At 66.6% G+C, this 23,700-nt stretch carries 16 protein-coding genes and 2 rRNA genes; 12 read left to right on the top strand and 6 right to left on the bottom strand.

What is annotated here, in order from left to right; translation table 11 throughout:
• The first annotated feature begins 51 nt into the window (after window positions 1-51).
• From AB4089_RS15745 to AB4089_RS15720, 6 genes are all read left to right on the top strand, one after another.
• The gene (locus tag AB4089_RS15745; protein WP_441410214.1) at window positions 52-990 is read left to right on the top strand and encodes a dihydrodipicolinate synthase family protein; all 939 of its coding nucleotides are present in this window, start codon (window positions 52-54) and stop codon (window positions 988-990) included.
• Window positions 990-1,778, top strand: a complete 789-nt coding sequence (locus AB4089_RS15740) for an SDR family oxidoreductase (protein WP_441410213.1) — start codon at window positions 990-992, stop codon at window positions 1,776-1,778. The genes AB4089_RS15745 and AB4089_RS15740 overlap by 1 nt, the downstream gene beginning before the upstream one ends.
• A gap of 66 nt (window positions 1,779-1,844) precedes the next feature.
• On the top strand, window positions 1,845-3,314 hold the full coding sequence (locus AB4089_RS15735) for an aldehyde dehydrogenase family protein (RefSeq protein WP_441410212.1): 1,470 nt from the start codon (window positions 1,845-1,847) through the stop codon (window positions 3,312-3,314).
• A 6-nt stretch (window positions 3,315-3,320) separates the two neighbouring features.
• Entirely contained in the window at window positions 3,321-3,650 is a 330-nt protein-coding gene (fdxA, locus tag AB4089_RS15730; RefSeq protein ID WP_441410211.1) for a ferredoxin, read from the top strand.
• A 150-nt stretch (window positions 3,651-3,800) separates the two neighbouring features.
• On the top strand, window positions 3,801-5,021 hold the full coding sequence (locus tag AB4089_RS15725) for a serine hydrolase domain-containing protein (protein ID WP_441410210.1): 1,221 nt from the start codon (window positions 3,801-3,803) through the stop codon (window positions 5,019-5,021).
• A gap of 111 nt (window positions 5,022-5,132) precedes the next feature.
• Window positions 5,133-6,113 (top strand): HNH endonuclease, encoded by a 981-nt coding sequence (locus tag AB4089_RS15720; protein ID WP_441410209.1) that lies wholly within the window; start codon window positions 5,133-5,135, stop codon window positions 6,111-6,113.
• Window positions 6,114-6,173: 60 nt separating this feature from the next.
• Here AB4089_RS15720 and AB4089_RS15715 read toward each other — a convergent pair whose 3' ends face one another.
• On the bottom strand, window positions 6,174-7,616 hold the full coding sequence (locus tag AB4089_RS15715; protein ID WP_441410208.1) for a phenylacetate--CoA ligase family protein: 1,443 nt from the start codon (window positions 7,614-7,616) through the stop codon (window positions 6,174-6,176).
• Between the two features lie 304 nt (window positions 7,617-7,920).
• On the opposite strand from AB4089_RS15715, the gene AB4089_RS15710 reads away from it, so the two are divergent.
• The 6 genes from AB4089_RS15710 to AB4089_RS15685 all read left to right on the top strand — a co-directional run bounded on the left by AB4089_RS15710 (window position 7,921) and on the right by AB4089_RS15685 (window position 17,899).
• On the top strand, window positions 7,921-9,366 hold the full coding sequence (locus AB4089_RS15710; protein WP_441410207.1) for a flotillin family protein: 1,446 nt from the start codon (window positions 7,921-7,923) through the stop codon (window positions 9,364-9,366).
• A 34-nt stretch (window positions 9,367-9,400) separates the two neighbouring features.
• Window positions 9,401-9,640 carry a hypothetical protein gene (locus tag AB4089_RS15705; RefSeq protein ID WP_441410206.1) on the top strand — a complete coding sequence of 80 codons (240 nt, stop codon included), beginning with the start codon at window positions 9,401-9,403 and terminating at the stop codon, window positions 9,638-9,640.
• 318 nt (window positions 9,641-9,958) lie between these two features.
• Window positions 9,959-11,140 carry a glycosyltransferase family 4 protein gene (locus tag AB4089_RS15700; RefSeq protein WP_441410205.1) on the top strand — a complete coding sequence of 394 codons (1,182 nt, stop codon included), beginning with the start codon at window positions 9,959-9,961 and terminating at the stop codon, window positions 11,138-11,140.
• 158 nt (window positions 11,141-11,298) lie between these two features.
• Complete coding sequence (locus AB4089_RS15695) at window positions 11,299-13,584, top strand: EAL domain-containing protein (RefSeq protein ID WP_441410204.1); 2,286 nt, start codon at window positions 11,299-11,301, stop codon at window positions 13,582-13,584.
• 149 nt (window positions 13,585-13,733) lie between these two features.
• Window positions 13,734-15,836 carry a putative bifunctional diguanylate cyclase/phosphodiesterase gene (locus AB4089_RS15690; protein WP_441410203.1) on the top strand — a complete coding sequence of 701 codons (2,103 nt, stop codon included), beginning with the start codon at window positions 13,734-13,736 and terminating at the stop codon, window positions 15,834-15,836.
• Between the two features lie 164 nt (window positions 15,837-16,000).
• Window positions 16,001-17,899: a putative bifunctional diguanylate cyclase/phosphodiesterase gene (locus tag AB4089_RS15685; protein ID WP_441410202.1), complete on the top strand. Its 1,899-nt coding sequence runs from the start codon at window positions 16,001-16,003 to the stop codon at window positions 17,897-17,899.
• 150 nt (window positions 17,900-18,049) lie between these two features.
• Here the strand turns inward: AB4089_RS15685 and AB4089_RS15680 are convergent, their stop codons facing one another.
• The 5 genes from AB4089_RS15680 to AB4089_RS15660 form a co-directional block, all read right to left on the bottom strand.
• Window positions 18,050-18,364 (bottom strand): excalibur calcium-binding domain-containing protein, encoded by a 315-nt coding sequence (locus AB4089_RS15680; protein ID WP_441410201.1) that lies wholly within the window; start codon window positions 18,362-18,364, stop codon window positions 18,050-18,052.
• A 128-nt stretch (window positions 18,365-18,492) separates the two neighbouring features.
• Complete coding sequence (locus AB4089_RS15675; protein ID WP_441410200.1) at window positions 18,493-19,341, bottom strand: SDR family NAD(P)-dependent oxidoreductase; 849 nt, start codon at window positions 19,339-19,341, stop codon at window positions 18,493-18,495.
• 265 nt (window positions 19,342-19,606) lie between these two features.
• Window positions 19,607-19,912 (bottom strand): YciI family protein, encoded by a 306-nt coding sequence (locus AB4089_RS15670; RefSeq protein WP_441410199.1) that lies wholly within the window; start codon window positions 19,910-19,912, stop codon window positions 19,607-19,609.
• Between the two features lie 37 nt (window positions 19,913-19,949).
• Window positions 19,950-20,066: ribosomal RNA gene (gene rrf / locus AB4089_RS15665) — 5S ribosomal RNA — on the bottom strand.
• A 222-nt stretch (window positions 20,067-20,288) separates the two neighbouring features.
• Window positions 20,289-23,423 (bottom strand): 23S ribosomal RNA (locus AB4089_RS15660).
• Window positions 23,424-23,700: the final 277 nt, after the last annotated feature.

Raw genomic sequence — 23,700 nt, 5'->3', positions numbered from 1 at the left:
ACTCAGATTCAGCCGCTCGCAGAGCAAACAAGAGCTTAGAAGGAGAAACCAATGCGGGAGTCACTGACACCCGGAGTGTGGGGCGTCGTCGCCACACCATTCCAAGGCAGCAGCCTGGACGTGGACCTGGACAGCCTGGCCGGACTCGTGGAACGCTACGAGGCCATCGGCGCCACCGGCCTGACGGTCCTGGGCGTCTTCGGCGAAGCCGCCGCGCTCACCTCCGGGGAACGCGCGCAGGTCCTGGAAACCGCCGTCGAATGCACCGGACTGCCGCTGGTAGTGGGCGTGACGGCACTGGCCACCCGGCCGGCCATCGAGGAAATCCTCGCCGCCCAGGCCATCGCCGGCGAGCGCCTGGCCGCCGTGATGGTCCAGGCCAACTCGCCGCGGGCGGACACGGTGATCCGGCATCTGGACGCCATCCATCGGGCCACCGGCGCCAACGTCGTCCTGCAGGACTACCCGCTCGCCAGCGGCGTCAGCATCACCGCCCAGTCCCTCATCACCGTGGTCCAGGCCTGCAGCTTCGTCATCGCGGTCAAGGCCGAGGCACCGCCCACGTCCGTGTCGATCGGACAACTGACCGCCGCCCTCGACGTCTCCGTGTTCGGCGGCCTCGGCGGCCAAGGGCTGTTGGACGAGCTCATGGCCGGCGCCGCAGGGGCAATGACCGGTTTCTCCTACCCCGAAGCGCTCATCGCCTGCGTGCGGGCCTGGCAGAAGGACGGCTACGAGGCCGCCCGCGATGCCTTGCTGCCCTACCTGCCGCTGATCAACTTCGAACAGCAGGCACGGATCGCACTTGCAATCCGCAAGGAATGCCTGCACCAGCGCGGACTCATCGCCGACCCCGGAGTCCGGACCCCGGCCTCGCCGTTCCCGGAAGTCCTCCGGCCGGCCCTGCGGGCCCACCTCGCCGAGGCGGCCGAGGCCCTGGAATCCGGCGCGACAACGACGCCGGTACTCACGACAGCTGGGAGCAACTGATGGATCTCGGAATCAGCGGTAAGACCGCCTTCGTGGCCGCCTCCACCGGCGGACTCGGCCTCGCCATCGCCCGGGCCCTCGCCGCCGAAGGCGTCCGGGTGGCCATCACCGGCCGGCGACAGGTGCGCGCCAAGGAGATCGTCGCCGAACTGACGGACGCCTACGGGACGGGCTCGGTCGCCATCGAGGCCGACCTCAGCACCGCCGACGGCGTCGCCGCCGCCGTCGAACAGACAGTCGCGGAACTCGGACCCATCGACATCCTGGTCCTCAACGGTCCCGGCCCGAAGCCCGGCGCGGCCGCCACGCTTGGCGCCGATGACATCGCCGCGGCGTTCGAACAACTGGTCAAGCCGCACCACGCCCTGGTCTCGCACATCCTGCCCGGCATGCGGGAACGGCGCTGGGGACGGATCCTGGCCGTCGGCTCGAGCGGCGTCGTGGCACCCCTGCCCAACCTGGCCGTCTCCAACACCGGCCGCGCTGCACTGGCCGGCTACCTCAAGACCCTCGCCGCCGAGGTGGCCCTGGACGCCGTCACGGTCAACATGCTCCTGCCCGGACGCATCGCGACAGACCGGGTGGCGGAGCTGGACCAGGCCGCGGCCAAGCGGCGCGGCACCACGCCCGAGGAAATCCAGCTCGAATCCCGCAAGACCATCCCCGCCCGCCGCTACGGCGAACCCGAGGAATTCGGCGCCGCCGCCGCGTTCCTCTGCAGCGCCCCGGCGTCCTACATCACCGGCGTGGCACTGCGCTGCGACGGCGGCCTGATCCGCGGGCTCTAACCGCCTGCTCTGAACCGCGGCCACCACCGCACACACCCTGCTCCGACTCCCCCGAAGGAACACCCCATGACTTCCACCGCCACCGAGACCACCACTGACCGCGACCTCATCACCGCCCGGCACCTCATCAACGGCCAATGGCTCGGCGAAGGGGACACCGAGCGGATGAACCCGGCACGCCCCGGCGAGCTCGCCGCCCTCTCCCCCAGCGGCACCGCCGAGGACGTCGACGCCGCGATCAGCGCCGCCACCGCCGCCCAGCCGGCCTGGGCCGCCATGCCCGCCCCGGCACGCGGCGCCATCCTCATGGCCGCCGGCGACCTCCTCCTGGACCGCCAGGCCGCCATCGCCGGCGACCTCGTCCGCGAGGAAGGCAAGACCCTGGCCGAGGCCAAGGGCGAGGTCAAGCGCGCCTCGGACGTGCTGCGCTTCTTCGGTTCGCTCGGCTGGGCCGCCACCGGCGAGGTGCTGCCCAGCGGCCTGCTGGACACCACCATCACCACCCGCCGCGAGGCGCTCGGCGTCGTCGCACTCATCACGCCCTGGAACTTCCCCATCGCCATCCCCGCCTGGAAGTCCGCCCCGGCGCTGATCAGCGGCAACGCCGTGGTTATCAAGCCGGCCGAGCTCACTCCGCTCTCCGCTACGCACCTGGCCCGCGCCCTGCATGACGCCGGCCTGCCCGCCGGCGTGTTCAACGTGGTCCACGGCAAGGGCCGCGTGGTGGGCGATGCCCTGGCCCGCGATCCGCGCATCGCCGGCCTGTCCTTCACCGGCTCCACCAAGGTGGGCCTCGGACTGCAGGAGATCCTCAACGCCCGCCGCGCCCGGGTCCAGCTGGAAATGGGTGGCAAGAACGGCGTCCTGGTCCTGGACGACGCCGATCCCTTCAAGGCCGCACAGGTGGTGGCAGCCGGCGCGTTCGGCCTGACCGGCCAGGCCTGCACCGCAACCTCCCGGGTCTACGTCACGCCCGGCGTCCGCGAGGAATTCCTGGCCGCCCTCACCGAGGAAGCCACGCAGTACACCGCCGGTGACGGGCTCGAGGGTGCAAAGATGGGCGCCGTCGTGAGTAGCCAGCAGTTCGAACAGAACCAGGCCGCGGTGCGCACCGCCGTCGAACGCGGCGCCACGCTGCTCCACGGTGAGTACGACGGCGGCACGGACACCGGGTTCCGCTTCCCGGCCGCCATCCTCACCGACCTGCCTTTCGACGACGCCGCCGTGACCGAAGAGATCTTCGGCCCCGTGGTGGCCGTCCTCGAGGTCCCCGACTATGAGGCCGGGCTCGCCGCGATCAACGATTCCCGCTACGGCCTCACCGCCGGCATCTGCACCGACTCGCTGGCCTTTGCCACGGACTTCGCGGCCCGCGCCCAGGCCGGGGTCATCAAGGTCAACCGTCCGACGGCGGGCCTGGACCTGAACGTGCCGTTCGGCGGCGTCAAGGACTCCTCCACCAACACGTTCCGCGAACAGGGGAAGTCCGCGCTGGACTTCTTCACGTGGGGCAAGACCGTCTACACGGGCGTGTAGCCAGCCATGACGTACGTGATCGCGCAGCCCTGTGTGGATGTGAAGGACAAGGCCTGCATCGACGAGTGCCCGGTGGACTGCATCTATGAGGGCGAGCGCTCGCTCTACATCCACCCGTCCGAATGCGTGGACTGCGGCGCCTGCGATCCCGTGTGCCCGGTCGAGGCGATCTATTACTCGGACGATGTCCCGGATGAGTGGGCCGATTACGTGCGTGCCAATGTGGAGTTCTTCGAGGAGCTGGGGTCGCCGCAAGGGGCCTCAGCCCTCGGGAACCTGCACCGCGACCACCCTGTGGTCGCGGGCGCGCCGGCAGCCGCGGGCGCCGCCGGCTGATCCTGTCGGCTGACCCCATCCACTGCCCCTGTGACTTATGGCTCTAGTCACCGGCCGCCTGCCTGAGGAGCATCGCAAGGGTCAGGATTGTGCCCGGCCAGGGGCATCCTCCTCCCCCGATCACAGACCCGACCTGCAAGAAGGACTGCCATGTCGGTGGCTTGGATTCGCTCTTCATCCGGCCGGCTCACGGCCGCGGTCGCCGTCGTCGCGCTCATCATGGCGCTGAGCGGCTGCAGCCCTGGGCCCGAACCTCCGGTGCAGCAGGTCTCGCCGGATTCCGGCTACCGGAGCATGCTCGAAGACTTCAGCAAGAGATTGCTCGACGACGGCGCCCCGGCCGTGCTCGTCCAGATCCGGGTGGGCGCGGACGAGTGGTCCGCGGCATACGGCGTGCGAAACCTCGAGGACCGTCCCCTGGCCGAGATCACGGATCCCGTCCACGTTGGCGGCATCACCAAATCCATGGTGGCGGTCTGCGTGCTGAAACTGGTCGAAGAAGGCCGGCTGCAGCTCGAGGCACCTGTCAGCACGTACCTGCCGGAGTTCGACAAGGTGATGCACCCGCCGGGACCTGTCACCGTCCGCCAGCTGCTGCAGCACCRCTCCGGCATGCCGTCCGTGGACGGGCCCTTGTTCGATCCCGCCACGGTCCGGGAGGCCCTCACCACCAAGGTGAGCCTGCCAGACCTGCTGGCCATGGCAGGCCGGATTTCCTGGCAGGCCAAGCTGGCCCAGGGATTTGAGTACTCCAATTCGAACTACATTGCCCTGGCCCTGATCGTCGAGCGCCTGAGCGGCCGGCGGATCGGCGAGGTCATCAACACCGACATCATTGAGCCGCTCGGGTTGGCCGGAACCAAAATGACGGCGGACGGGCCCGCGCCGGCGACCATGGTCCATGGCTACATCGCACTGGATTCCAAGCAACTCGACGTCACCTACCCGGCCGCCCAGATAGACAACGCCGCCGGGGGCATGGTGTCCTCAGTGGCGGACGTCAATACTTTCTACCGCGCCCTGATGCAGAACCGGCTGCTCAAGCCGGAGACCATCACCGAGATGGAGAGCCCGCTGTACGCCCGGTACGGACTCGGGGTGGTCCGGTGGAACGATCTGTGCACGAACAACTTCTACTACGGCCATCCCGGTGACGTGCCCGGCTACGGCACCATCACCATGACCAGCGCGGACGGAACCCGGCAGCTCACCATGGCCGTGGCCTACCCGCCCCATCCGCTCCAGCCCGGGGACACCCGCATCCTGCACCAAATGGAGTCCGTCGCGGAGGACACCCTCAACGCCACCTGCCAGACCGGGCCGACAGGACCGCTGAACCATGCCGCAGGCAGTCCGGGCAGTTTGGGCTGACGCCGCTCCGGGCTGACCGGGACGTCCGGGCTGACGCCGCGGCGGTCTCGGCGACAGTCACAGTGACAATCAGCGTGCCACTTTGGCAAAAGTCACTGCGACAATGGGCAGATGACAGCCATCATCCTCGTCTGGAACCCCGACGAATGGAACGATTGGACCTACCCGGCGGTCCTGGAAGAGGTCGCCGAGACCGGCCGGTTCCTGACCGATTGGGAGGTCGGCACTGGGTTCGGAATCGGTACTGACTTGCGCGACGGCGTGGCCGACGCGAGTGGCGAGGGCATTGCGCCCGCCGGGGCCCCTGCGGGCGGCGGGGCCGAGTCCGCCGTCTGCGGCGCGGAGGCGTGGCTCGTGCTCCAGGGCCGCCACGGGCAGGGCTTGATCGGCCACGGCGTGATCGTCTCGGAGCGGCCGGCGCCCCGTCTGCAACAACCGGACACCGCGCAACCACCGCAGACCGCGAGCGCCGCCGGTTCCCCGCTCTGCGTCCGTGTGGCCTTTGACGCCCTGCTGCCTGCCGGGGACCAGATCCAGCCCGGGATCCTCGAGGAGTTCGTGCCCGGCCTCGACTGGGAAGCACTGCACGGCCCCGCCCTCGCCGTCGACCCCTCCGCCGAGCCCCAGCTGCGGTCCCTTTGGAGCGAATTCGGCCCGCAGTCTGGTACCGATCCCACCCAGCCCGTGCCCGGCACCCTCCCGGCGGCGACGGTCAGCCGCGTCGAGGTGAACAGGTACGAGCACAGCCCGGACGCGCGCCGGGCCTGCATCGCCCATCACGGGACCAGCTGCGCCGCGTGCGGGTTCTCCTTTGAAATCGCCTACGGGGACATCGGCAAGGACTTCATTCCGGTCCATCATCTGGTTCCGGTCGCACAACTTGGCGGCGCCTACGAACTGGATCCCGTCACCGACCTCGTGCCGCTCTGCGCCAACTGCCACGCCATGGCGCACTTCGGAGTGACCACCCCGCGCACGGTCGCGGAGCTGCGCCGGGCCATGGCCGCCGCCGGGTACCTGACCGGTCAAACGCTGACCTCCAAGGAGCTCCACGCCCAGGGGGATGCGCGGCGGATCCTCAACCAGCATTAACGGCAGGGCCAGCACTAACACGGCGCCGGCACCAACGGCTGCGCCGGCACCAGGTCACTCTCAGGCGGACCACACCTCGCGGAACTTGCCGCTGCGGTCCGGCCGTGGCGGCTCGTCGGCAAACTGGACGTCGACGCCGTCGGCGCCCTGAGCCGCGAAGAAAGCCCCCAGCCGCTCCCCCACCGCCGTCCGCACGTCGGCCGCCCCGGCAGCTGGCCAGAGCTCCAGCCGCACGGTGAGCGACCTCGGCCCGGTGCGGATCGCCTGGAACCGGCGGACGCCGGCGGTCTCCTCGATCACCGTACCCAGCGCCAGCGGCAGCACCGTCACCACTTCCCCGGCCGTGGCGGCCCCTTCCAAAACTGCCCCGTCCAAAACTGCCCCGTCCAAAACGGCCCCGCCGGCGGCCGCGAAGGTCAGCACGTCGCCGCTGCGGCCTTCGACCCGGAGCGCGGGAAACGGGCTGCCGCAAGCGCACTGGCCCTGAACAACCTGTACGCGGTCGCCGAGGTTGTACCGGATCAGCGGCTGGACCCGGTTGGCCAGGTTGGTGACCAGCACCGTGTGGGAGAGTTCCCCATCGGGAACGGGCTGGTACTCCGCGTCCACCGGCTCCACGATGTGCCAGTCGGCGTTGACGTGGAACAGCCCCTGCCGGCAACGGCTGGTCAGGGCCGGCACCTCAGAGGCTAGGTAGCGCAGGCTGACCCGGCAACCAAGGGCCGCTTCGATTCCTGCCGCGGCTTCGGCCGGCAGAGCCTCGCCGGACGCGATTGCCAGGATCGGATGGATTCTGAGCCGTCCAGCCCTTTCCTCTGCCGCCAACTGCACCATGGCGCTGGGATACCCGTAGAGCATGGTCGGCTGGAAGTCATTGAGCTCGGCCACGAGTTCCGGAAGCGGCCGGAGCACGGAGAACACCCGGACCCTGCGGGCGATGCGCTGACTGCGACGCCGCGCGGTTTCCGTCAGGACCACGCCGGCAAAGTGGTCCCCGTCCGCAATCATCGCCGCTGCGCGCAACCCGCGGCGCAGGAAAGCACGGGCCTCCGCAGCGCTCAGCAGGGTCCGCCGTTCGCGGATCCGGGCGAGGAAGTTCGCCACCTGCAACGAATTCCGGTCATGGACCAGGACCGTGGGTTCCCCGGTGGACCCGGACGTCGTCATGACGAGGTACTGCCCGCGGTAGAAGCCGCCGACGCGCGAGGCGTCGCCAAGGAGGTCCGCTTTCAGGTCGGCGAGCGTGATGTGCGGGTCGGTCACCCAGTCGTCGAAGTTGTCCATGAGCTCGCGCTTGCCCACCGGCGGCAGCTCCCCTAAGTCCGTGGCCAGATCCGTGACCGTCCCCGGCACGTCCCGGTACAGGCGGCGGTAGAACGGCGAGGCGGACCGGGCGTAGTCAATCAGCGCGCCGAGCCGGTCCCGTTGCCGGCGGGCAATGGCGTCCTGGCTGGCCCGCTCGGCCCGCCAGATATCCAACGCGATTCCGGTGGTCCGTGACATCCCGAGAGGAGAGCCGCGCATCCCGCATCACCCTTTCGCGGGTGCGTACCCCAGACGCACCCGATCCCCACGCTGGCACGCCGTCGGCCGCCCCAACAGGGGCTTTAGGCACCCGGCGGCACATGGGCGCATCGACGGACACCGTCGAATTGCTGGACTTCCCGGCATGCAGCACCACAGACTGTGTACAACAGCTGGCTGGGCGGCGTGGGAATTCCTGCCTCCGGGCCGGCCGTGGACTACCAGCAGCATCGTTTGGGGCTTTGCTTAATACCTTTTTCCACCGCCGTGAAAGGACCTGGTTATGCCGGACTTGTCATTTTTGTATCCGCTCATTTCGATCATTCTGGGGGCGGTCGCCGTCGTCGGCGTCATCTGGGTGGCAACAAAACTGATGTGGAAGGTGGYGGAACCGAACGAGGCCCTCATCATCTCCGGGTTGACGCGCGGCACCCTGGAAACCCGGGAGGGGATGGACTTCAAGATCGTCACGGGCAAGGGGGCCCTGGTGCTGCCGGGACTCCAGACGGTGCGGCCGCTGTCCCTGACGCTGAATGAGACCGAGCTCAAGGTCTCCTGCGTGACCTCCCAGGGCATCCAGGTGATTGTCGACGGCGTGGTCATCTACAAGATCGGGGATGCCCCGCCGTTCATTGCCAACGCGGCGCGGCGCTTCCTGGGCCAGCAGCCCAAGATGGAAAGCCAGGTGTACAACGTCTTCGAAGGCCACCTGCGCTCGATCATCGGCAGCATGACGGTCGAGGAAATCATCCGCGAGCGCGACAAGCTGGCCTCCCAGGTCCGCAGCGCCAGCGGCGTCGAAATGGAGAAGCTGGGCCTGGTGGTCGACTCGTTGCAGATCAAGGACCTCCAGGACCCCACGGGCTACATCCAGAACATCGCCAAGCCCCACATTGCCATGGTCAAGATGGAGGCCCGCATCGCCGAGGCCACTCGGAACCGCGAAGCCGCGGAAAAGGAAGCGGAGGCCGAGGCCCTGATTGCCGACGCCCGGAGCGTGTCCGCCATCCGGCAGTCCGTGGCACTGGCCAATGCCGAGCGCGCCAAGGCGAACGCGGCCCAGGCCGGTCCTTTGGCGGACGCGACGGCGCGCCAGCAGGTGGTGGTCCAGGAAACCGAGGTGGCCAAGCTCGAGGCCGACCGTGAAGAGCAGAAGCTGCAGACCACCGTCCGCAAGCCCGCCGACGCGAGGGCCTACGCCAAGCGCACCGACGCAGAGGGCCAGAAATCGGCGGACATCAGCGCCGCCGAGGCGCTGGCCCGGCGCACCGAGCTCGAGGCCACGGCCAACGCCCGGCGCACTGAGGTGCAGGCCCAGGCGAACGCGACGGCGGCAGCGGCAGCAGCCGGCGCCACCAAGGTCACCGGCGAGGCCGAGGCAGCCGCCACGAAGGCCCGCGGCGATGCCGCCGCCTCGGCCATCAAGGCCAAGGCGCTGGCCGAGGCAGAAGGCATCAGGGCCCGCGCCGAGGCCCTCGGAACCAACCAGGACGCCGTCATCGCCCAGCAGCTCGCCGAGAACATGCCGGCGATCGTGGCGGCGGCCGCCGAGCCGTTTGCGCACGTCGGCCAGATGACCGTCCTCAACGGCGGCGACGGGGTCAACCGGATGATCGGCGGGGTTTTGGCACAGGTGGGCGACTACCTTCCGGCGCTCTCCACTGCACTCAAGAACACCCGGAGCACCGCCAAACGCGATCCCAAAGCTCAGGAAACTCCGGGGGCCTAAGGGCGGATATGCGTGCGGGGGTACAGGGAATCTGATGCACAAGGATGTTGACCGGAGCCTGACCGGAAAGATTGGACGCGTGACGGGACGGATCGGCCCGGGCACCATCGGCGAGGTCATGCTGCCCGTCCGCGGCGGAACCAGCGCTTTCCATGCGCACCCGTTCGACAAGAGCAGCGTCTTTGCCGTGGGCGAGCAGGTCCTGGTGATCTATTTTGAGCCGCCGCAGACCGTGTATGTCGACGAACTACCGGACGTCCTCAAGCCCGGCTGACCTCTGGACGCTAGGAGGCGACGGGCGTATTCTGAAGTTCCGTAGCCTCTGGAGGTATTTTCAGATGGAAGGCAATATGCGCGAGCGCGGCATGGCCCGCCTCCCGGTCGGCAACTGGCCCGACCCGCTGTAAGTCCTCCTTTCGTCATGCCGTCCGGCACCGCTGCTTCGTCGGGTGCGCACTGTGGACCCATGGCCTTAGTCTTCTACGCCCTCACATTAGTTCCCGCCTGACCGCGCCCACCTGTTAACCCACTCTTCCCCTGCCGGCCACGCCTGCTCTCCCGCACCGCAAGCAGCCGCCCGCACCGTGGAGGTGTGAGGATCGCAATCGTCGCCGAATCATTCCTGCCGCTCATGAACGGGGTCACCCACTCCATCCTGCGCGTGCTGGAGCATCTGCAGGAGCGCGGGGACGAGGTGCTGGTGATCGCGCCGTCCACGCAGGACACTGACGCCCCGGACGAGGTCTACGGCGCCCACGTCTACCGGCTCCCCTCCGTCCCGCTGGCCGGCTATGCGAACGTGCGTGTGGCGATGGGCGGTGTGTATCGGGTCAAGCGAATCCTTGCCGATTACGCGCCCGACGTCGTCCACCTCGCGTCCCCGTTCGTGCTCGGCTGGCGGGCAGCACAGGCCGCCCACCAGCTCGGAATCCCCACCGTGGCCATCTACCAGACCGAGGTCCCCGGCTACGCGGGCCGCTACGGCGTCCCCTTCCTGGAGAACTGGGCCTGGAACCGGGTGGACCAGATCCACCTGCTGGCCTCCCGCACCCTGGTCCCCTCCACTTTCGCGCTCAACCAGCTCCGCGGCCGCGGCATTCCGCGCGTGGACATGTGGCGGCGCGGCGTGGACTCGCAGCGGTTCAACCCCGCAAAGCGCGACGCCGGGTGGCGCGCTTCCGTGGCGCCCGGCGGCGAGCGCCTCATCGGCTACGTGGGCCGGCTGGCGGCCGAGAAGCAGGTGGAGGACCTGGCAGTGCTGGCCGATGTCCCCGGCACGCGGTTGGTGATCGTGGGCGACGGGCCCCAGCGGGCCGCACTGGAGGCCGCCCTGCCGCAGGCGGTCTTTACCGGGTTCCTTGGCGGCGATGACCTCGCGCGGGTGGTGGCCTCCTTCGACCTCTTCGTCCATCCCGGCGAGTTCGAGACCTTTTGCCAGACCATCCAGGAAGCCATGGCATCCGGCGTTCCGGTGGTTGCCACGGGCCGGGGCGGCCCGCTGGACCTCGTGGAGAATTCCCGGACCGGCTGGCTGTACGAGCCCGGCGACCTCGCCGCGCTGCGTGCCCGGGTGATGGACCTGATGGGCGACGACGCCAAGCGCCGCGCGTTCGCCGCGGCCGCGCACGCCTCGGTCCAGGGCAGGACGTGGTCCGCCCTCGGCACCGAACTCGTTGCCCACTACCAGGCCGTGATCAGTGAGCCCACCGTCAGCCCCTCCCCCCTCGTTGCCCTGTCACTTACGGCTGCCAAACAGGGGTTTTGGGCACCCTAGGTGACAGAGCAACGGGGCTCTTAGTCCTTCCCGCGGCCCCGGACCCGGAACCGCCCCCGTGTTTGGCACCGCGGATACCCTCAGGGCGCTTATGATTTCGGGATGGGAGGGTCCTAAATGTCCTGTTGGTGGTCTCAAGTTCGCACGGCGGTAGCCGGGTGAGCGCGCCGTCGTACCCCGAGGAAGCCTCCGGCACGGTCTCAGGCACGGTCTCAGGAACGGTCTCAGGAACAGCCCCGGGCTTCGGGGACCTGGTGGAATCCAGCCCCGACGCCCTGCTGGTGGTGGCCGAGGACGGCACCATCCGGATGGTCAACGCCGCCACGGAGCGCATGTTCGGGTACTCCCGTGGGGAGCTCGTGGGCTCGGACCACCGCATCCTCCTGGCCGAGGGCTACCGGAACGGGCTCCAGCGGCTGTTCTTCAATCTCCGCCGCGACGCGCACGTCCACCAAGCGCCCGACGCCGACGCTGACGCCGGTGAAGCTGACACCGCCCCTGTAGAGGCTTACGGGCTGCGGCGGGACGGCACGGAGTTCCAGGCCGAAGTGGCCGGATCCATTTTCATCACCGGCGCCGTCACCGGCGCCGTCAGCGGTGCGGGCAGCGGTGCAGGCACCAGTGACGGGACCGGTCATGGCACTGTGAGCATGATCGCCGCGGTGCGGGACACCTCGCACCGGCCCGAGAACGATGACAGCCTCCGCGAGGCCATGTCATTGCTGAGCGCGACTCTCGAATCCACTGCCGACGGCATCCTGGTGGTCAGCAGCGCGGGCGAGATCGCCGGCGTGAACAACCAGTTCCTCACCATGTGGGGTATCCCCCGGGAAATGCTCGCCACCGGGGACGATGAAGCCGTCATGGGCTTCGTCCTGGACCAGCTGCGGGATCCGGCGAAGTTCGTCGAGAAGGTGGAGGCCCTCTACGCCGATCCCGCCGCGGAGAGCCACGACAACCTCGAATTCCGCGACGGCCGGACCTTTGAACGCTATTCACGCCCGCAGAAAGTCGCGGAGCAGGTGGTCGGGCGGGTGTGGAGCTTCCGCGACGTGACCGCTGCCAAGGTTGCGCAGGACCGGATCACCCGGGCCATGGCAGATCTTGCCGAACAGTCCGCCCAGCTCACGTCGCTGGCGTTCCGGGATGGCTTGACCGGGCTCTCCAACCGCCAGCTGTTCAACGACCGCCTCGCCGGCGCCCTCGCAGGCGCGCGCGGCACCACCGTGGATGTACTGCTCCTGGACCTGGACGACTTCAAGGAAGTCAACGACATCCTGGGCCACCACGCCGGGGACCAGATGCTCATCGAGGTCGGGCGGCGGCTGCGCGCCTGTGTCCGGCCGAACGACGTCGTGGCCCGGCTGGGCGGCGACGAATTCGTGGTGCTCCTGGTCAACTCGCCGGAGCCCGAGAGGGTTGCCGCCCGGATCGTCGATTCGCTCCGCGTCCCGGTGTGGATCGACGGCACCATGCTGCGGCCCAGCCTCAGCCTGGGCGTCGCGTCGATCAGCGGCGAAGACGTGGACGCCTCCGAGCTCCTGCGCCGCGCCGACGTCGCGATGTATGCCGCCAAGGCCGCCGGCAAGAACCGGTACATGCGCTTCCGGCCCGAGATGATGAAGGCCCTCGTGGACCGCAACGACCTCGAGGCCGGCCTGCGGCTCGCCGTGGACAACGGGCAGATCGCCGTGCACTACCAGCCGATCGTCTCCGCCGGCCGCGGGACCGTGACCGAGGTCGAGGCCCTGGCCCGCTGGGTCCGCGACGGCGTCCTGGTCCCGCCCCAGCACTTCGTTCCGGCGGCGGAACGCAGCGGCCTCATTGTCGAGATCGGCACCGAGGTGCTGCTGCGCGGCTGCACCGAGCTCAAGCCCTGGCTGGAAGCGGACGCCTACCGGTCCCTGGCCGTGAACGTCTCCGGGGTCCAGCTGCAGCACGGGGACTTCGCCGAGCTGGTCCTGGCGGTGACGGAATCCTGCGGCGTGGACCCGCGCCAGCTGGTCCTGGAAGTCACCGAGAGCGTCTTCTTCGACGACGACTGCCACGTGATCCAACAGCTGACGAGCCTGCGCACGGCCGGCGTCCGCGTGGCGCTGGATGACTTCGGCACCGGTTTCTCCTCCCTGGGGCGCCTGCAGGGGCTGCCCGTGGACACGCTGAAGATCGATCAGTCGTTCGTGGCCATGATCAACACCGGCACGGAGCACCTGCCCATCCTGAACGCCATGATCGCCATGGCCCACGGGCTGGGGCTGACTGTCACGGCCGAGGGCGTGGAAACGGCCGCCCAGGCCGGCTACCTGATGAACCTGGACTGCGACTCCCTGCAGGGCTTCCTGTTTTCCGGCCCCCAGCCGGAGACCGCGCTCCCGCCGGCGCTGGACCGGGCGGCCCGGGCCATCGCCGCGCTGCGGGGCGATCGGGTGCCCGGCAACCGGTGACCCGCAAAGTTCCGTTGCCGATGTGCTGGACGTTTGTACTGGACATTGGGCCGATGGACCCTATGATTCAGGAAACGCATTGACCCGGGCGTCTGAGCCGGGACCATCATCGCTCTATGAACTTCCGTTGCTTGGGGGCCGGTATCGTCGTGGGAACTGGATTTGGTGAAGACCTGCTGGAACAGGGTCCGGATGCGTTTCTGCTGCTGACCGCGGACGGGACCATCGCCTTCGTGAATTCGGCGGCGGAACGGCTCTTCGGCTATCCCCGCCAGGATCTCCTCGGCGTCCCGCACACCATCCTGCTCACCGAGGAATCCCGCGGCGGCTTCCTCCGGGTCTTTGGCCGCCTGGGCCGCAAGAGCCGGGCCGGAAGCCGGCCGTTTGCCGCCGTCGCACTGCACCGGGACGGCACCGAACTCGCCGTGGAGATCACCTGCTCACTGGTGAGCGTCGACGGCGGCACCGCCATGGCGGTAGCCGTCCGCGACGCCGAGCACCGCAACGACGCCGACTCCGGCCGGCGGCTGGCCGTCTCCCTCCTGGACGCCACGCTGGAATCGACGTCGGACGGAATCGTGGTGGTCTCCAGCGAGGGCCTGATCACCGGGATCAACGACCAGTACCTGAAGCTGTGGGGCATGCCGCCGGAGCTCGTCGCGGCCGAGGACCCCAACGCGCTGGTGCGGTTCATCGCGGACCAGCTGGTGGACCCCGACTACTTCCTGGAAAAGGTCTCAGCTCTCTATGCGGACAGCATGATGCAGAGCCACGACGTCCTGGAGTTCGTCGACGGCCGCACCGTTGAGCTGTACTCGCGCCCGCAGAAGGTGGCGGACACCATCGTGGGACGGATCTGGAACTTCCGCGACATCACCTCGCGCCGGCGCGCCCAGGATCAGGCCCGCCGCGCCATGGAGGAACTGGCCGAGCAGGCCGGCAAGCTCAAGGAACTGGCGTTCCAGGACCCGCTCACGGGGCTGGCCAACCGGATGCTCTTCAACGAACGGGCCGCCGCGGCGCTGCTCACCCCGGACCCGGTGCACGTGCTGCTCCTGGACCTTGACGACTTCAAGGAAGTCAACGACGTCCTGGGCCATCACGCAGGTGACGAGATGCTGGTGGAAATCTCCCGCCGGCTCCAGAACTGCGTGGGCCCGCACGGCACCGTCGCCCGGCTGGGCGGGGACGAGTTCGTGGTCCTGCTGGTCGGCTGCCGGGACGCCGACACCGTGGCCCAGCGCGTGGTCAGCACCCTGAACGCCCCGGTCTCCATCGAGGGAACGCTCATGCGGCCCGGCCTGAGCCTGGGCGTGGCATCGCGCGACGCCGGTACGGAGACGTCCTCGGAGCTGCTGCGGCAGGCGGACCTGGCCATGTACGCGGCCAAGGAGGCCGGCAAGAACTGCTATGTGCACTTTCAGCCCGAGATGCTGGCCGCGCTGCTGGAGCGCACCCAGCTCACGGCCGGGCTGCGGCGGGCGGTGGAGCTGGGGCAGATCAAGGTCCACTACCAGCCCGTCATCTCCAGCGATCGGCTCGGGGTGGTGCAGTTCGAGGCCCTGGCCCGCTGGGAATGGGAAGGCGCGCTGGTCCCGCCGGACGATTTCATCCAGACCGCCGAACGCAGCGGCCTGATCCGGGAGATCGGGGCCGAGGTGCTGCGGCGCAGCTGCACGGAGCTGGCCCCGTGGCTGGCCGAGGACCCGTTCCGGAGCCTGGCCGTCAACGTCTCCGGTGTGCAGCTGCAGCACCGTGACTTCGCCGAGCGCGTCCTGGACATCGCGGCGTGGAGCGGCGTGGACCCGCGCCAGCTGGTCCTGGAGGTGACCGAGAGCGTGTTCTTCGACGCCCACTCGCACGTCATCGGCCAGCTGGAGACCCTGCGCGAGGCCGGCATCCGGGTGGCCCTGGACGACTTCGGGACAGGCTATTCCTCGTTGGGCCGCTTGCAGGACCTGCCGGTGGACGTGGTGAAGATCGACAAGTCCTTCGTGTCCATGCTGCAGACCGGCGTCGAAAAGCTGCCCATCCTGACCTCCATGATCCACATGGCCCACAGCCTGGGCCTGAAGGTCACGGCGGAGGGCATAGAGACGCCCGCCCAGGCACGCTACCTCATGGACCACGGCTGCGATGCCCTGCAGGGCTTCCTCTTCTCCCGTGCGGAACCCGCGGCCGCCAGGGAGCAGTCCGTCCGGAATTCGGATGCCGCCATCGCCGAGCTCGAAGGCGTCCCGGTGCCCGGGTAGCCGGGCGTCCCACGCGGCGGCTGGTGCCGACACATAGAGTCCCGGCATGATGCCCATCACGGTCGGGGTGCCCGCACCGACTATGATTCAGTCAGCGCAGCGCACCTTGTTCTCCGCAAGGCGCCCGCTATCCGTATTCATTGCCTGGGGGGCTGTCAAAAATCGTGGAAGCTGGATTAGCACAACAACTGCTGGAGTACAGCCCGGACGCGCTGCTGCTGGTCGGTCCGGACGGATCCATTTCCTTCCTCAACGCGGCCGCGGAACGGCTCTTCGGTTACTCTCGGGCGCAGCTCCTGGGGGCGGACCACAGCCTGCTCCTGGCTGAGGCCTCGCGGGAGGATTTCCACGGCGTCCTGGCCGGGCTCGGCAAGGCCGCAAACCCAGGCGCCGCGATCACCGGTACTCCATTCACTGGTACTCCTTTCGCCGGCGCGGGCCGCCGTGCCAACGGCACCGAACTCCCGGTCGAAATCACGTGTGCGCTGGTCCCGGCGCCTGCGGGAGCGGCCGACGCCGGAACCTCCGTGGCGCTCTCGATCCGCGGTGCCGCCGCGGCCCAGCCGAGCGTGCGCGTGGCCCAGCCGAGTGCCGGCAGCGCCGCCCCTTCCCTGAACGCCGGCAGCGCCGGCGGCGCCGGACCTGCCCTCGGCGGCGACGTCCGCCGTCGTGAGTCTGCTTCTGGTTCTGTTTCTGCAGGAGCTGCCGGTGCCGCCGTAACTCCTGCCGCCGTTCCCAAAGCGTTCGCCGAGCACGACGACGAGCTAAAGGCCGGCTCCCTCCGCGACCCCCTGACGGCCCTGCCCAACGGCCCGCTCTTCAACGAGCGGCTCGCCGCGGCACTGCGCCGACCGGATCCGGCGGACATCCTGTTGCTGAACCTCGATGACTTCAGGAACCTCAATGACGTGCTGGGACGCTCGGCGGCCGATGAGCTGCTGGTGGAGGTCGCGAGCAGGCTGCGCAACTGCGTGCGGCCGCACGACACCGTGGCCCGGCTGGGCGGCGACGAGTTCGCGGTCCTGCTCACCGAATGCCTCAACGCCGACGCGGTGGCCAAGCGGATCGCCGAGGCCCTCTACGCGCCCCTGCGCGTGGGCGGCTCCATGGTCCGGCCCGGCGTGAGCATGGGCCTGGCGTCCAAGTCCCGGCAGACGCTGGACGGGGCGGAACTGCTGCGCCAGGCCGACGCCGCCATGACCGCGGCCAAGGCCTCCGGGAAGAACACGTGGCTGCGGTTCCGGCCGGAGATGCTGAGCACGCCGGCGCACAAGGCCGACGGCGAGACCGGGCTCCGGCGCGCCGTCGAGCTGGGCCAGATCTCGGTGCACTACCAGCCCGTGGTGTCCCCTGGCATCGGCTCGGTGGTGCAGTTCGAAGCGTTCGCCCGGTGGGAGCGGCACGGCCGGCTGGTGCCGCCCAACCAGTTCCTGCCCGTGGCCGAGCAGAGCGGCCTGATCCGCGAGATCGGCGACGAGGTCCTGCGCCGCGCCTGCGCCGAGATCCGCCCCTGGCTCGCCGGAGACGCCGCGTACAGCGTCGCCGTCAACGTCTCGGGCCTGCAGTTCCAGCATCGGGACTTCGCCGTGGACGTGCTCGCGATCGCCGCGTCTACCGGCGTCGACCCGCACCAGCTCACGCTGGAGCTCACTGAGAGCGTGTTCTTCGATGCGTCCTCGGACGTGCTCGGCCAGCTGCGGCAGCTGCGCGCTGCCGGGGTCCGGATTGCCATGGACGACTTCGGCACCGGGTATTCCACGCTCGGCCGGCTCCAGGAACTGCCGCTGGACAACGTCAAGATCGACCGCTCGTTCGTGGCCATGATCAAGACCGGCCAGGAGCAGCTCCCGTTCTTCGCCACCATGATCAACGCCGCGCAGGCCCTCGGCCTGAAGGTCACGGCCGAAGGCATCGAGACCCCGGCCCAGGCCAAGTACCTGATGGAGCGCGGCTGCGACTCGCTGCAGGGCTACCTGTTCGCCAAGCCGGCGCCAGCCAGCCACCTGGCCGGGACCATGGAAAGCGCCCTGAACGCCCTGGACAGGGTCGACGCCGCGCGGTGACCCTGCCGTCGCCCTGCCCTCACCCTGCGTCGGTGCCGCCACACCCCATCGATTGCAGTACGCCATCGACGCCGCACCCCGCCATCGGACGCAAACGGCCGCTAAGCATCATGACTTAGCGGCCGTTGTTGGCTAATCGTGGGACCGGACCTAGCCCTTTTCGCAGGCGATACCGTCGTTGTCACGGTCGAGGTCGTGTTCGCCTGTGTGCCGCGGGACAAGGCCGTCGTTGTAGCTGTACAGGGTGTTGCTGACACGGAAGGTGGTGACGGGCTTTCCGCTGGTGTGGTCCCGGGCGCCGCTGCGGCCGACGCCGTGCGGGTAGACCTTGTTGAGTTCCGTGCAGTTCTTGAACGCTTTCGGCGCGGTCGCGGCAGAGGCCGGCACGGCTGTGGCGCTCAGGACGACGGCGGTACCCGCCAGGGTTGCAATAATCAGTTTCTTCAGGCGCACAGTATTGAGCACTCCCCCAAGTAGAAGCCCTCCACCGCGTGTCGGAGAGGGGCAGGAAAATGCTAACCCACGATTCCGCCGCAGGTGGGGAGGCTAACGGGCTGCACAGGCGCGCCTCAGGGGCGGCTCCGCACCGTGATTTACGGCTGGCGGTCCAGCTTGTCGAGGTCCTGGGCCACCATGGCCTCGCTGCGCCGCCACAGTGCCTTGGCGAGGCCTGCGTCGTAGGCCTGCTTGTTGGCCTTGGAGAGCGTCCGCTTGGCGTAGTAGGCGCCGGAGATCCAGTCGTGGCCCGGGGTGGCGTTGGCGAGCCACACGAGGGTGTCGGCGCCCTGGTCGGGAGTCAGCATGAAGCGCTTGAGAAAGGACTTGTAGGCCAGGCGCATGGGGCTCGTGGAGTCGGCCGCGAAGTTGGTGGCGACGCCGCCGGGGTGGAAGGCCGCCGTCGAGATGCCCTCGGTGTTGTAGCGGTTGTGCAGCTCGGTGGTGAAGAGAATGTTGGCGAGCTTCGCGTTGCCGTAGGCACGGTTGGTGGAGTAGCTCCGTGCCGCGTCGAGGTCGTCGATGTCCAGCTTGCCGAAGAGCGAATTCGCGACGCTCGAGGTGTTGATGACGGTGGCCCGGCTGGCGGCGAGGACGTCGATCAGCTCGGTGGTGAGCAGGAACGGGGCCAGGTGGTTGACCTGGAAGGTCGTCTCGTGGTCGTCCACGGTGAGTTCGCGGGGTCCCATGATGCCGCCGGCGTTGTTCGCCAGGACGTCAATCTGCGGGTACTTCTCCTTCAGCTGCGCGGCCAGGGCGCGTACCTGGGCGAGGTCGGCGAAGTCGCTGACATAGAAGTCGGCACCGATTTCATTCGCGATTGCCTCGGTCTTCTGGACGGAACGCCCGACGACGACCACGCGCTCCCCCTGGCGGGCAAAGGTCCGCGCGGCGGACGCGCCGATCCCGTCGCTGGCTCCGGTGATGACGATAGTGCGTTCGGGCATTGAGGTGTCCTTAGAACGAAAGCGATAGGCTGGTTTTTGGAATCCAGCCCCGTCGAATTCTAACGAGCACAGCCGGGAGAATGTTCCGGACGAGCCGGTGCTTACCCCTGAGTTTGCTGGAAGTCTGGTGGGATTGATGCGCAGGCGGCCGTCAGCTCAGCGCCGCCTCACACTGCTGCATCCATAAGTTGCTCACGCGATCCTTCCGCACGGTGCGGGGCGCGGATATCGCCGCACCGACAGGCTCTGGCTAGGGTTGCCCTCGTCAGCTGGCCGGATCGTACCCGAACTGCCGGACCTCTTGCGAGCAGCGGCAGGCGACGGCGATCTTCGCGGCCCACTCGATCGCCGCCTCCCGCGAGGGAAGCTCGAGAACGGTGTAGCCGCCGTTGGGCACCGTGTGGCCTGGGTACGTGCCCTCGGTGACCGTGCCGTCACCGGCCACGAGCACCGGGTCTACGTCCTCATCGATTCCGCCGCCAAAGACGTACACGCCCGCCGCCTTGGCCTCCTCGATGACAGCATGCGAGGAGTCGACCACTGCCTGAAAGTCCTCCTCGGGGAACACCATGGCCTCACCGGTTGGGGGTCCTCGACCGTTAATGGTGTTCCGGCGGTGACCTACTCTCCCACACCCTCCCGGGTGCAGTACCATCGGCGCTGTGGGTCTTAGCTTCCGGGTTCGGGATGGGACCGGGCGTTTCCCCCACGCTATGACCGCCGTAACCCTTGCTCCGCCACCGTGGCTGTTGCCKGGGGTGGGGAAATCTGGTGGTTACAACATGTGCTCTGCGGTTTTCACCGCAGGTGTGGTGTTGTTATTCAGTTGTGGGTTCTCAAGCAACGGGTTTGTTGGTTGGGAACCACATAGTGGACGCAAGCAGTCTTGTTTCTTTGTACCAYCCCGTGGTGCGAACCCCTTTTGAAACGGGTTCGCGGGATGGTGTGTGGTGTAAGTTATCGGCCTATTAGTACCGGTCAGCTTCACGAGTCGTTAGTCCTCGCTTCCACATCCGGCCTATCAACCCAGTGGTCTGGCTGGGGGCCTCTCACACACAAGGTGTATGGAAATCTCATCTCGAAGCGAGCTTCCCGCTTAGATGCTTTCAGCGGTTATCCCATCCGAACGTAGCTAATCAGCGGTGCACTTGGCAGTACAACTGACACACCAGAGGTTCGTCCGTCCCGGTCCTCTCGTACTAAGGACAGCCCTTCTCAAATTTCCTGCGCGCGCAGCGGATAGGGACCGAACTGTCTCACGACGTTCTAAACCCAGCTCGCGTACCGCTTTAATGGGCGAACAGCCCAACCCTTGGGACCTACTCCAGCCCCAGGATGCGACGAGCCGACATCGAGGTGCCAAACCATGCCGTCGATATGGACTCTTGGGCAAGATCAGCCTGTTATCCCCGAGGTACCTTTTATCCGTTGAGCGACGGCCATTCCACAATGTACCGCCGGATCACTAGTCCCGACTTTCGTCCCTGCTCGAGATGTCTCTCTCACAGTCAAGCTCCCTTGTGCACTTACACTCGACACCTGATTGCCAACCAGGCTGAGGGAACCTTTGGGCGCCTCCGTTACTTTTTAGGAGGCAACCGCCCCAGTTAAACTACCCATCAGGCACTGTCCCTGACCCGGATTACGGGCCGAAGTTAGATGTCCAAAGTGACCAGAGTGGTATTTCAACGATGACTCCACCCGAACTGGCGTCCGGGCTTCAACGTCTCCCACCTATCCTACACAAGCCACTCCGAACACCAATACCAAACTATAGTAAAGGTCTCGGGGTCTTTCCGTCCTGCTGCGCGTAACGAGCATCTTTACTCGTACTGCAATTTCGCCGAGTTTATGGTTGAGACAGCGGGGAAGTCGTTACTCCATTCGTGCAGGTCGGAACTTACCCGACAAGGAATTTCGCTACCTTAGGATGGTTATAGTTACCACCGCCGTTTACTGGGGCTTAAATTCTCAGCTTCGCCTTGCGGCTAACCGGTCCTCTTAACCTTCCAGCACCGGGCAGGAGTCAGTCCGTATACATCGTCTTGCGACTTCGCACGGACCTGTGTTTTTAGTAAACAGTCGCTTCCCCCTGGTCTCTGCGGCCCCGATCCCCTCCCACCAGCAAGTGGTGTTCAAGGTTGGGGCCCCCCTTCTCCCGAAGTTACGGGGGCATTTTGCCGAGTTCCTTAACCATAATTCTCTCGATCGCCTTAGTATTCTCTACCTGATCACCTGTGTCGGTTTGGGGTACGGGCGGCTAAAACCTCGCGTCGATGCTTTTCTCGGCAGCATAGGATCACCGAATCCCCCCATACGGGGGTCCCGTCAGATCTCAGGCATCATGAACGGCGGATTTGCCTACCGTTCGCCCTACATCCTTAGACCGGGACAACCATCGCCCGGCTCGGCTACCTTCCTGCGTCACACCTGTTAATACGCTTGCCTCCCAGGATCAGGTCCCGCGCTCCACCAAAACCCTYCCACCACAAGGGCGGTCGGGCAGGTTTCGGGCGGTTAGTATCCCCTGTTCAGCATGGGCGGTTTTTCGCCGGTACGGGAATATCAACCCGTTGTCCATCGACTACGCCTGTCGGCCTCGCCTTAGGTCCCGACTTACCCAGGGCAGATTAGCTTGACCCTGGAACCCTTGATCATCCGGCGGACGGGTTTCTCACCCGTCTTTCGCTACTCATGCCTGCATTCTCACTCGTGTAGGCTCCACCGCTGGTTTCCACCGCGACTTCACTGCCCACACGACGCTCCCCTACCACTCCAGACGCCTGAACCAACCCCACAAGGGAGCGGCTTRGCTAATATCTGAAATCCACAACTTCGGCGGTGTACTTGAGCCCCGCTACATTGTCGGCGCGGAATCACTTGACCAGTGAGCTATTACGCACTCTTTTAAGGATGGCTGCTTCTAAGCCAACCTCCTGGTTGTCTTCGCAACTCCACATCCTTTCCCACTTAGCACACGCTTAGGGGCCTTAGTTGGTGGTCTGGGCTGTTTCCCTCTCGACTATGAAGCTTATCCCCCACAGTCTCACTGCTGCGCTCTCACTTACCGGCATTCGGAGTTTGGCTGACGTCAGTAACCTTGTAGGGCCCATTAGCCATCCAGTAGCTCTACCTCCGGTAAGAAACACGCAACGCTGCACCTAAATGCATTTCGGGGAGAACCAGCTATCACGAAGTTTGATTGGCCTTTCACCCCTACCCACAGCTCATCCCCTCCATTTTCAACTGAAGTGGGTTCGGTCCTCCACGACGTCTTACCGTCGCTTCAACCTGGCCATGGGTAGATCACTTCGCTTCGGGTCTAGATCACGCCACTGCAACGCCCTATTCAGACTCGCTTTCGCTACGGCTTCCCCACACGGGTTAACCTCGCGACGTAACACTAACTCGCAGGCTCATTCTTCAAAAGGCACGCCGTCACAACTACAAGGTTGCTCCGACGGATTGTAAGCACACGGTTTCAGGTACTGTTTCACTCCCCTCCCGGGGTACTTTTCACCTTTCCCTCACGGTACTGGTCCGCTATCGGTCATTAGGGAGTATTTAGGCTTATCAGGTGGTCCTGACAGATTCGCACGGGATTTCTCGGGCCCCGTGCTACTTGGGATACTTCCCAGGCGGTGCACAACATTTCGGTTACGGGGCTCACACCCTCTACGGCCGGCCTTTCAAGACCGTTCACCTATGCCAGCACTCTCACCCCACTGTCCCGGCAGAGACAGAACGGAAAGTCCCACAACCCCGACCATGCAACGCCCGCCGGCTATCACACATGGAACGGTTTAGCCTGATCCGCGTTCGCTCGCCACTACTGACGGAATCACTATTGTTTTCTCTTCCTGCGGGTACTGAGATGTTTCACTTCCCCGCGTTCCCTCCACGCACCCTATGTGTTCAGATGCGGGTCACCAGGCAGCTCGCGCCCCTGGCGGGGTTTCCCCATTCGGACACCCTGGGATCACAGTCCGGTTATCGACTCCCCCAGGCTTATCGCAGATTCCTACGTCCTTCTTCGGCTCCTAATGCCAAGGCATCCACCGTGTGCTCTTAAAAACTTGACCACAAAAGATCAAGGAGTAATTTTCGAGAGAACCATGAAAACCACCATCCCGCCCCAAAGGACGGAACGACAGATCCAGGTTCATATTCTTGGAAATTGCTTCTTATAAAAGATGCTCGCGTCCACTATGTAGTTCTCAAACAACAACCCCGTACCACACACCCCACACACATCAACTGTGCGYGCTCGGTGCAGCCAGGAAACCAGAAACACAAGTCCCGGGAAAGTCACCCTCCCCGGTCCTGTTGCCTCAGGACCCAACAGTGTGCCAAACACTA

The sequence above is a fragment of the Arthrobacter sp. 2MCAF15 genome, assembly GCF_052115605.1.
Lineage (GTDB): Bacteria > Actinomycetota > Actinomycetes > Actinomycetales > Micrococcaceae > Arthrobacter.
Note: the sequence above shows the minus strand (reverse complement) of the source record. Positions and strands in the feature narration are given on the sequence as shown.

Excerpts from the sequence above, each read along its gene's own strand:
- AB4089_RS15745 (WP_441410214.1), top strand. The coding sequence starts at position 52 with ATGCGGGAGTCACTGACACCCGGAGTGTGGGGCGTCGTCGCCACACCA.
- fdxA (WP_441410211.1), top strand. The coding sequence starts at position 3,321 with ATGACGTACGTGATCGCGCAGCCCTGTGTGGATGTGAAGGACAAGGCC.
- AB4089_RS15715 (WP_441410208.1), bottom strand. The coding sequence starts at position 7,616 with ATGTCACGGACCACCGGAATCGCGTTGGATATCTGGCGGGCCGAGCGG.
- AB4089_RS15740 (WP_441410213.1), top strand. The coding sequence starts at position 990 with ATGGATCTCGGAATCAGCGGTAAGACCGCCTTCGTGGCCGCCTCCACC.
- AB4089_RS15705 (WP_441410206.1), top strand. The coding sequence starts at position 9,401 with ATGCACAAGGATGTTGACCGGAGCCTGACCGGAAAGATTGGACGCGTG.
- AB4089_RS15720 (WP_441410209.1), top strand. The coding sequence starts at position 5,133 with ATGACAGCCATCATCCTCGTCTGGAACCCCGACGAATGGAACGATTGG.
- AB4089_RS15675 (WP_441410200.1), bottom strand. The coding sequence starts at position 19,341 with ATGCCCGAACGCACTATCGTCATCACCGGAGCCAGCGACGGGATCGGC.
- AB4089_RS15735 (WP_441410212.1), top strand. The coding sequence starts at position 1,845 with ATGACTTCCACCGCCACCGAGACCACCACTGACCGCGACCTCATCACC.
- AB4089_RS15670 (WP_441410199.1), bottom strand. The coding sequence starts at position 19,912 with ATGGTGTTCCCCGAGGAGGACTTTCAGGCAGTGGTCGACTCCTCGCAT.